Below are 1,393 nucleotides of genomic sequence, written 5' to 3'. Positions count from 1 at the left end.
GTCCGAGACCAGGATGACGTGCCGCGCATTGGCGATGATGGCCTGCGCCACCTTCACCTCGCGGAAATCGAAGTCGAGCAGCGCGCCGTCATGGTCGATAGCCGAGGCACCGATGACGGCGTAATCGACTTTGAACTGGCGGATGAAATCGACGGCCGCTTCGCCGACAACGCCGCCGTCGGAACCGCGCACCACACCGCCCGCGATCACCACCTCGATCGTAGGATATATGCGCATCCTATTGGCAACATTGATGTTATTGGTGATGACCATAAGCCCGCTATGGTCGAGCAGCGCCTTGCTGACAGCCTCGGTGGTGGTGCCGATGTTGATGAACAGCGAGGCATTGTCCGGGATTAGCCGCGCCGCCGCGCTGCCGATCGCCTCCTTCTCATCGGCCGCGATCTTGCGGCGCGCCTCGTATTCCATGTTCTCGATGCCGGACGGGAACAGCGCTCCGCCATGGATGCGGGTGAGCAGCCGCTGGTCGCAGAGATCGTTGAGGTCCTTGCGGATGGTCTGCGGAGTCACATTGAAATGCGTCGCCAGATCCTCGACCAGAACCCGGCCGTGGTCCTTCGCCATCTGGATGATTTCGGCATGGCGTGGCGAAAGAAACATCCGGCGTCCTCCATTTTCGTTTTTCTGGTTTATATCGGAAAACGAAAGCGAAGAAAAGGCATAAGCCGGCTAACGAAAATCACCTGATTGCAAAAGGTAAACCGGCGCCGAATGCGTCTGCTGGCTCAGGATAGGCGCCGCGCAATCTCGACTATGACGTCGAACGCGGCGTCGACATCGGCCGCCGTCGACTCGAACTGTCCCGCCTGAAAGCGGATCGCCACGCGCCCGTCGACCCGCGTTTGCGTCAGGTAGATGCGGCCATCGGTGTTGATGGCGTCGACCAGGCGCAGATTGTGCTCGTCCGGATCGGCACCCGAAGGCGCCTGGTGCCGGAACGAGAACAGCGAAAGCATCGGTTCGCTGACGAGCGCGAAGTCGGCTTCCTTGGCAAGCCGCGTGGCCAGCCCTTCGCTCCAGGCGACGTGGTTGCGGATCATGGTGCGCAAGCCTTCGAGGCCATGGGCCCGCAGCAGGAACCAGAGTTTGAGCGCGCGGAAGCGGCGCCCGAGCGGCACCGACCATTCCGAATAGTTGATGATGCCGTCATGGCCGCGGGTCTTCAGATAATCCGGCTTGATCGCCAGCGTGCGCACCAGGTCTTCCGGCTGGCGCACGAACTGGATCGAGCAATCGAACTGCGCGCCGAGCCATTTGTGCGGATTGAAGACGATGGAATCGGCGCCTTCGACGCCTGCCCAGAAATGCCTGTATTCCGGGCAGATCATCGCCGACCCGGCCCAGGCGGCGTCGACATGCAGATAGAGCCTGT

General features: G+C 61.5%; 2 protein-coding genes. Both read right to left on the bottom strand.

Annotated features, from left to right (window positions below):
• Positions 1-621: DeoR/GlpR family DNA-binding transcription regulator (locus tag EOD07_RS34410; RefSeq protein WP_164772841.1), on the bottom strand; the 621-nt coding region annotated here is incomplete at its 3' end.
• Between the two features lie 125 nt (positions 622-746).
• Positions 747-1,393: pyridoxal-dependent decarboxylase (locus EOD07_RS34405; RefSeq protein ID WP_245470603.1), on the bottom strand; the 647-nt coding region annotated here is incomplete at its 5' end.

It is taken from the genome of Mesorhizobium sp. M2C.T.Ca.TU.002.02.1.1 (genome assembly GCF_003997225.1).
The sequence above is the reverse complement of the archived record's forward strand: the minus strand, read 5'-3'. Positions and strand labels throughout refer to the sequence as shown.